General features: G+C 41.1%; 7 protein-coding genes. 3 read left to right on the top strand and 4 right to left on the bottom strand.

Going from position 1 to position 7615, the window contains the following annotated elements:
- Together BO222_RS01325 and BO222_RS01320 are read left to right on the top strand one after the other, a co-directional pair.
- Positions 1-255, top strand: a 255-nt coding sequence (locus BO222_RS01325) for a transposase (protein WP_075817320.1), incomplete at its 5' end; no start/stop codon positions are given.
- Between the two features lie 338 nt (positions 256-593).
- Positions 594-1124: a pyridoxamine 5'-phosphate oxidase family protein gene (locus BO222_RS01320; protein ID WP_369898853.1), complete on the top strand. Its 531-nt coding sequence runs from the start codon at positions 594-596 to the stop codon at positions 1122-1124.
- Between the two features lie 312 nt (positions 1125-1436).
- Here the strand turns inward: BO222_RS01320 and BO222_RS01315 are convergent, their stop codons facing one another.
- From BO222_RS01315 to BO222_RS01300, 4 genes are all read right to left on the bottom strand, one after another.
- Positions 1437-2369, bottom strand: a complete 933-nt coding sequence (locus tag BO222_RS01315) for an aldo/keto reductase (RefSeq protein WP_075817681.1) — start codon at positions 2367-2369, stop codon at positions 1437-1439.
- 243 nt (positions 2370-2612) lie between these two features.
- Positions 2613-3368 carry a hypothetical protein gene (locus BO222_RS01310; protein WP_075817679.1) on the bottom strand — a complete coding sequence of 252 codons (756 nt, stop codon included), beginning with the start codon at positions 3366-3368 and terminating at the stop codon, positions 2613-2615.
- 6 nt (positions 3369-3374) lie between these two features.
- Positions 3375-4694, bottom strand: a complete 1320-nt coding sequence (locus tag BO222_RS01305) for a M18 family aminopeptidase (protein ID WP_075817677.1) — start codon at positions 4692-4694, stop codon at positions 3375-3377.
- Between the two features lie 470 nt (positions 4695-5164).
- On the bottom strand, positions 5165-6616 hold the full coding sequence (locus BO222_RS01300) for an APC family permease (RefSeq protein WP_075817675.1): 1452 nt from the start codon (positions 6614-6616) through the stop codon (positions 5165-5167).
- 488 nt (positions 6617-7104) lie between these two features.
- Here BO222_RS01300 and BO222_RS01290 point away from each other — a divergent pair.
- A partial coding sequence (locus tag BO222_RS01290; protein WP_178391289.1) for a transposase occupies positions 7105-7615 on the top strand: 511 nt, incomplete at its 3' end.

The following is a 7615-nucleotide window of genomic DNA, read 5'->3' as shown; positions in this document are numbered from 1 at the left end:
CGGGAGAACATGTCTTCAGATGCAGGACATGAGATTATGGTCAGCCGGAGCATTCAGGCGGAAGGAACCTTCGGAGATCTTAAAGAAAACTACAGATACAGCCGATTGAGACGCCGGGGACTGGAAAACGTAAAATTTGAGGTGCTTATTGTGGCCATGGGACACAATATCAGAAAATTAAACAACAGAAATCGGATGAGTTGTCCAGAACTCGAACGTTATGGAAAATTAAAGGAGCAGAAAAGCGAAATCTGAAAAAGATTATAAACAGTCTTTTTGAGTTTTGGCTCTTTTCAGTGCGTTCAAAAATTGACTTGAGCGGAAAAACACATCATAAAACAGGATTGAATCAGATAAAAAGCATAGAAAAAGGGGCTGTAAATCTCGCTGATGAAAAATCAGTCGAAATTTAACAGCCCCTTTTAGTATTCATCTCATCGGACTTTTACCTGAATCAGGACAAATTGATTATCAACTCATATCTGAAATTCCTTAAAAGATTCCCGCAATATTTAAAAAAGAGAACAAACAAGATAGAATCTGCATATCTGATCTTCGTAATGATGACATTCAGATTTTAGGATCGTCAGTCAATGATCCAGCAACCGATCAGGTTTACGATACGAGGAAATAATATGAATAGAAAAATGAGACGTTTCAGGCAGTTGCTTGATGACGGGCAGAATGTTGAAATTCTTAAAAAGAATACGAATGGAACTCTTGCTCTGATCGATGATGAAGGGTTTCCTTACGCTCTTCCGATCAGTTATGTCTTTGATGATGAAAACCGGAAGATCTACTTTCACAGTGCTCGCGCGGGTCACAAGATTGATGCGATCAGATCCAATCCAAATGCTTCTTTTGCCATTGTTGACCAGGACGAGATTATTCCTGAAAAATTTACAACCTGTTTTAAAAGCGTGATCTGCTTTGGAACCATTCAGATTGTTAAAGATCAGTCAGAAATTATTGCAGCGCTCGATATGCTCGCACAAAAGTACTCTCCGAATGTATCATCCATTCTAAGGAAGGAAGAAATCAATGGTTCATTAAAGAGAGTTGCTGTACTCGAATTTGATATTCAAAAAATGAGCGGAAAGCAGGCCATCGAACTGACTAAATGACTAATCCAGCATCCTGAAAGCAAAATTAGTTTCTGCAATTTATTTCGGGCTTTTTGCCTTTGAACATTCGACCACCGCAATCCCCTCAAAATCAGAAAACCGCTGAGTTAAACTGCTCCTTTCAAAAAGCAGTTTTTCTTAGCGGTTTGTTCTTTTATTTTCCTTAACTGAAGAATCTGATTGAATCAGCTTCAAAGAATCTCTTTTTCAAATCTGGTTTGAAGGGGATGGTTTAAGAATTGGCCTGCAAAACAGTTTCCAATCTTTTTTTCTGATTCTTTTGTTCTATTTCTTTTTGTTCCAAAAAGAGATTTAAGGCAGAGGATGATGGCAGGCTAGATAAAGATCGTACCATTCCTGTCTATTCAGCTTCAGATTAGCACCAGCAGCCAGCTGCCTTAGATGATCTGGGTTGGTTGTTCCGGCAATGACCTGCATTGCTGCCGGCAGTCTCAGAATCCAGGCCGCGGCAACAGCCGATTTCGTTACACCGTATTTTTTGGCAAGTTGATCAAGAACTTCATTTAATTCAGGATATTTTGGATGATCCAAAAATGATCCATCTTCCCAGCTGGCCTGTAAAGGACACCATGCCTGGAGCACAATATCATTCTTCATCGCATAGTCCAGAATCTGATCGGTTCTGGAAATGGCATGATCATCCGTCATATTGAAAAAGACGCTCTCATCCACGGCAAGAGCATGAACTGCAGAAAGCTGAATCTGATCAATAATCAAAGGTTGGCTGACATATTTTTGCAGCATTCTGATTTTGGAGGAAGGGAAATTGGAAACTCCAAAATAATGAACCAGTCCATCCTCTTTCAGTTCATTAAAAGCTTCCGCGACTTCTTTTGGATTCATCAATGGATCCGGCCGATGGATCAGAAGAACATCAAGATAGCCGCAATGCAGATTTGCAATGGACTGTTTTGCCTGTTCGATGATGTAGTTTTTTGATGTATCATAGCGTGGTCCCTGATGATCTGGCGTCACGATATCACATTTGGATTGAATGATCATCTGCCTGCGCAATTCAGGCTTTCGTTCCAGTAAATGACCAAAGCGTTTTTCACATTCTCCTCCGCCATAAATATCCGCATGGTCAAAGAAATTAATTCCAAGTTCAAGGGCGGTGCAAACAAGCGCTTCGAGATGTTCATCATTAAGCGATGAAATCCGCATACATCCTAAAGCAATTGTCGAAACTTTTAAATCTGTTCTGGGGATCTGAATTTTTTCCATTTTAACTCCTTTTTTTCTGCCATTTCCGAAATGTCTGATCTGGCCTTACTCGCTGCTGTTCATTTTCAGTCTAACGCCTCTCAACCTGATCTATTCAGAAATTAAAAAATTGATTCCTTTCCATATAAAAAGCCACAGTCTGGCTGATCATCAGTCCTGACTGCGGCTTCAATTCTCATCCATTGTTTCAGAGTTTCGGTTGGATCGATTGGTTATAAGGATATACCTGATGATCCATTTAAATCAGAAACTCAAAGCTTTATTTAAAGCCTGATCAAACCATTTCTTTTCAATGAAAAAGCAGACAATAAAAATTGCCAGTGAGACATCAAATCCTGCAGGCAGCCACATTCGAAACAGAAATGATAACAGAATGGCAGCGACATCGAGCATCAGATACCGGTTGATTGAATCAGTCGATCTGATCAGGCGAAGCTGCATTCTCATGTTATGAAACAAAAAGAACAGAGCGGCTATTCCTACGACCGAATCCACCGAGAAGTTAATCAGATAACGTTCATCAATGACAGCCCAGATATACAGAAAGCTCAGAAAGGCTGACATGACAGACATCAGTCCGGCCATCTGAAACTGACCTTCCAGGTTCTTTTTGAACACCGGAAGTGTTTCCTTGAATACCGATGTCTTTGGCCAGATCGAAAGTTTTTTATCCCAGTACGGGTTGGTTTCCTTTTTTGAGATTTTCTTTGACCGAGATCCAGCTATTTCATTCGTTGAAGAGTTCTCATCAAAATTTGGTTCGATGCTTTCAACAAATGCGCCCATTAAGACTTCAGTGTAGAGATTCTTAATGACACCAGGCTCTTTCATCTTTTCAATCTTCTGAAATGCCCGGTCTGCAGATTCAGTCAGATCCAAAGCAACCAATTTTTTTGAAATATAAGGATACATCCATCGGCTTGAAGATGACTTCTCCTTATTTCTTCGTTCTTGCTTGTCTGGTCTGGTTATTTCTTGTTTATTCAGCGTTTTGTCCATCCAATTCTACTTGAAGCTGACGCGGTCTGCGCCTTCAATCAGAACTTCAGTTTCGAAGTATTTCTTCATGATCTGCCATGTATACCATCCATCAAAACTGCCAGCTGTTTCATAGCTTGAATGCATAGCCAGCTGCGGAAGTCCGATATCGACGGCATGAACAGAAACCTGAGTATTCGAAAGGTTACCCAGAGTGCTTCCACCTACCACATCTGAGCGGTTGGCAAACACCTGCACAGGCACATCAGCCAGATTTGCGATCTTTTTGAATACAGCACGGCTGAACGCATCCGTTGTATACTTCTGATTTGCGGATTCCTTGATGACTGGTCCCTTGTTCATATAAGAGCAGTTTACTGCATCTGTTTTTTCAGGATGATTGGGATGAACAGCATGTGCGTTGTCGGCCGATACCAGGAAGGAACGGGCGATAGCCTGATGATAGTCATCTTCAGATTTGCCAAGAGCTCCATTAATCCGGCTTAATGTATCTTTCAGGAATGTAGACATGGCACCCTGTTTGGTGTTGCTTCCAACTTCTTCATTATCAAAGCAGCAGTAAACATTGATGTGGTTCGCAGGTGCGGCATCCACAAATCCCTTCAGGGTTACAAACGCGCATTCAAGATCATCCAGACGGGGGGAAGAAACGAATTCATCTTTCCAGCCCCAGATATTTCCCTTCTGACGGGTAACCAGGAACAGATCTTTACCAATGATGGCATCAGTTGTAACGCCCAGAACTTCAGCAACCATTTCATCAAAGCTGCCTGACTTCATGGCTCCATTAGAATACAGTGGGCACAGATCAACCTGACGGTTGAATTTATATCCATCATTGACCTGACGGTTAAAGTGAATGGCCACATTAGGGATGATCATAATGTCCTTATCAATATAGAAGAGACGGCTTTCAATCTGACCATTGTTTTCAACAAGGACACGTCCAGCAACTGTTAATGGCCGATCCATCCATGTGGAGTCAATCATTCCGCCATAAGCTTCAACATCAAGTTTGAGATATTCACCAGGTCCAGTCAGCTCGGGTACCGATTTAATCTTGTAAACTGGAGAATCTGAATGAGCAGCACTCATCTGGAAATGATAGTTTTCAAGTGCTTCAGGAATCTTGAACGCAATAATTGAAGAATTATTTCTTTTTACGTAGTAGTTATGTCCGGCTTTCAGAGTATAGGGGTTTTCTTCTCTGAGTTCTTCAAAACCGTTTTTAACCAGTTCCTTTTCGATTGTTGCTACCGAATGGAACATGCTTGGACAATGGTCAATGAAGTCGACCATTTCACGGCATAAATCAAGATGATTCATTTTTTACCTCCTGAATCTGTACAAGACAGATTTGAATCCAAAACTAAAATTATAATGTTATTTCTTTGTTCATGATACAAAGTTGAAGCTCTGCACCATTCTTCCAATTCAAAGTCCTGTTTTTTTCTTCAGTTATGAAATCAGATTTCTGGATAGGTGATGAGAGCGAATTAGAACAAACGTCAACAGCGTGTTTTAAGAAATATTGGAACCCACTTCAAATCAGAAAGCCTGTATCGAACCTCACTGCCGGCAGTCTTTAAAAACAATTTTTAAAGACTCGATTTTTGTAATTCACATCTATTTATCGTTTGAAGTCTGAAAATGAAAAACAGGAAGACAGCAAGCTGTCTTCCTATATTATACAAGCCAGATCAGACTTTGTATCTGAAGGCAATAGGTCAAATTGTCTGAATGGTCCAAAGTAAGAGTATCAAAGCAATTATGGTTTAATCTGTGATTTTCAATGATTACTGTGCAGCTTTAGCGTCTTCGCGCTTGCGGATTTCTGGCATAACCAGACCTAATGCAAGAAGAACGAATGGCATAACAATGTTCAGAATAGTTCTGACAATATCACCTTCAGCATATACACCAAGCAGACAGAAGATGGCGGTTACGGCAAAACACCAAGCGCCGACGAAGATTGCCAGACCTTTGTTCTTAATAAAGGTGTAATCAGATTTGAAATGCTTAGTTGATTTTCTAAGCATAATGTATGCGAAGAATACCCAGAGATAACGCATCGGCATACATACAGAATTCAGCTTGGTCAGCCAGGTAATGATATCGGCCGCACCAGTTCCAAGCAGCTGAATTGCAATGATTGCTCCACTTAAAACTCCGACCAGGATAATACCATTGACATAGGCGCCATGGGCATTCTGTTTGAGTAAGGGACGTGGAACAAACTGACGGGCACTTTCATCATCAAGAAGCATACGCAATGGAGCATCGATTGAAAGAACGAGTGTAGAGAACTGTCCAATCGCGTTGCAGGCTCCATAGAAAATAACGAACAGATCCCCAACATGATAATATTCGCCCAGTTTCTGGAAAGCGACATAAGCACCATTGGCAATAAAGCTTGACTGCTGTTCAGCAGTAACTCCAGTAGGATCAAACATCATACCTAACGCAAGAGTACCCAGAATGGCGCAGACCATAACCATGATAGCTAAGGCAATCATACCTTTAGGGAAGTCTTTTCCAGGGTTAGTCACCTTGTTAACATATGGAGAAATCTTTTCACATCCACCGACTGCGAACACAAGAATAGACAGGGATGTGAAGTAATTGACGTTAAACTGAGGGATTATATTTTCCCAGGTGAAGTCCAGATGAAAGTACTGGGCCGATGGATTGATCATCGGAGCGGCAAACATCATGAGGATAAAGAGAATCGACATGACAAACATGGAACTTCCCGCAATTGTCGTCAGAGCTTTCAGAGGAGAGAGCCCTTTGGATGCTACCCAGAGGAAAAATACGAATACCACTCCAGTTGCGAGCTGTACCTGCCAGGATGGCAGAGAATCGTACCATTCATTTTTAAGGAACATCCAGGCCAGAGCCTTAAGACCACCGCTTCCTTTTGAAGCAATATATGGAATGTGAACTACCCAGTAAGTATACCCGGCATAATAGGCCAGCTTTGGGTTAGTCGTTTCAAGAACCCAGGAAGTTACTCCACCTCCAGCATTCTTGAAAGTTGAACCGAGTTCCCCGACCATCAGAGAATACGGAACAAAATAAAGTGCAAACATCATGATCCAGGAAAAGATAACCTGAATACCGTGGAAGTAACCAAATCCGTTAACAACGTTTCCAAATCCCCATACGGTGGAGAACGCCATAAACGCCAAAGTATACCAGGTAATTTTCTTGGTATCGGTGTTGATTGCCTGCTTATTTTGAGGCATAGAATTAAATCTCCTTTCAAACATAGCAATTGTCCCACAAATCACAGCCAAAGTCCTGACTTTCAACAAAAAAGCTTCTGTTTGTTCTCAGATTAAAGACAACCTATATTTAGAAAACGTTTTAATCCTAATCCGCTAGTCATGGATAATCATCACTTCTTCTTTGAATTTTGTCACTTTAAGATAAGCAAACCGACTTTGAAACAGAATCTGTCTTATTCTGCGTCATTTCCGAAATCTGAATTTTAATCAAGACAGAATCAGATCTGCTTTTGAATTGAAAAGTGATTACGCATTTACTGTTCTTATGAATAAATCGAGTTGAGATGCTTTGTCTTTGGTCGATCAGAATAGAAGCACTCAGAAAGGCAGTAACATAAACAAAAACAAATGAAAAAAAAGGGGCTGTTAAATTTCTGACAGTCCAAAAATAAAAAAAGGCACCTGATCCGTAATGGATGAGGTGCCTTTTTTGGTAAAATATGTTCATGCTCCATAAACAAAATTACCAAACACACTATAACTCGATTCAGGGCCATTTGCCACTGCTCCATTCTCTCTTCCCTCATATTGAGATGGATTCTGTCTTCACTACTGTCAGTTCCTTTGTCGATGATTATCTCGACCTTGCCCTTTATCCTTCTTTTGCCTCCTGGCCAGCCTGCCATTTCCCAGCAGACGCCATGCTCAAAGCCGCTCTGATTTCTTTTACTCTTTATGGCTACGGCTCTTTGCGGCAGCAGGAAGAACTTTATTCTCACGACATCCGTCTGCTCTGCCTTTTCAATGGCGAAACTCCTTCTTACGGTACAATTTCCCGCTTTCAGAAGGAATGCCTTACTCCATGCATGGAGGATCTCTTTACGGAATTCAACCGCTATGCCGAACAGAATGATCCTCAGATAGACTCTTCTGTCCTTTATCTGGATGGAACAAAAATTGAAGCCAACGCCAACAAGATGACATTCGTCTGGACAAAGGCCACTCAGAAATATCTGG

This window comes from Ileibacterium valens, assembly GCF_001945525.1.
GTDB lineage: Bacteria > Bacillota_I > Bacilli_A > Erysipelotrichales > Erysipelotrichaceae > Ileibacterium > Ileibacterium valens.
This window is presented reverse-complemented; position numbering and strand designations above follow the sequence as displayed.